Annotated in this window: 1 protein-coding gene; it reads right to left on the bottom strand. The window is 30.5% G+C overall.

The window, feature by feature from the left end; translation table 11 throughout:
* Positions 1-83: 83 nt before the first annotated feature.
* Positions 84-485 (bottom strand): hypothetical protein, encoded by a 402-nt coding sequence (locus Q1B05_RS18555; protein ID WP_299782950.1) that lies wholly within the window; start codon positions 483-485, stop codon positions 84-86.
* Positions 486-830: the final 345 nt, after the last annotated feature.

Raw genomic sequence — 830 nt, 5'->3', positions numbered from 1 at the left:
GTGGTTAAGCAACTAATTTAGCAAATAAATCACAGATAGAATATTCCGCAGGAATGTTCGTAAGTCGGCAGTGAACCAAGCAATTAATTATACACGGTGTTGGGCACAGTTGTTTTACAATATTCATCCAATTTGCTTATTAATTGAGTAGCCAGATTTGTGGAATCAGAATATTTCTTTCTGAATTCATTAATAACAGAAATGGCTTCTGAATTGTCTTTACCACAATCATTTAAATAGTCTTGTATTACTTGAACGGAATTTATTCCAGAAAATGCTTTTTCAAATGCATCTTCTTTTAGCCAGAAATAAGCAAAATCAGCATTGAGACCACCTAAAAAATGATGATTATTATCTTTTGAATCTAATTCTAAAATAAAGCTCATTATTTCTCTCATTCTTAAATCATCGTATAGTTTTCTACTATTTATAAAATGGTTTACCGGAATTTCAAATTCAGGATTTCCATCTTCACGATTTGGCATATTAAAATGTAATTCAAGATTGTCAGATTCAGCATTATCAATTTTGAAATCCTTTAAGAGAAAAAGAGTCTTTTGTTCATTCTGAACAGGGTCATAATAATCGAGTTCATCTGTAATATGAATGATTAATTTTCGGTCAAGAGATTTAATTGAATCAAGTTTGAAATTGTGTAAGTTCTTGATTCCATTATTCTCTTTTTTTGTCTGCTGACAGCTTATCAACAAACTAAAAATTATGATATGTAAGATTCTGTTTCTCAAATTGTGCCCAACGGTTTTGTGTATGATTAGTGGCGTGTTTAAGCACCTAATTTAGCAAATAAAAACCGAATAGAAAATCCGCGA

It is taken from the genome of uncultured Formosa sp., from assembly GCF_947500765.1.
Lineage (GTDB): Bacteria > Bacteroidota > Bacteroidia > Flavobacteriales > Flavobacteriaceae > Formosa.
The sequence above is the reverse complement of the archived record's forward strand: the minus strand, read 5'-3'. Positions and strand labels throughout refer to the sequence as shown.

Coding starts and splice junctions, on each gene's coding strand:
- Q1B05_RS18555 (WP_299782950.1), bottom strand. CDS start 485: ATGCCAAATCGTGAAGATGGAAATCCTGAATTTGAAATTCCGGTAAAC.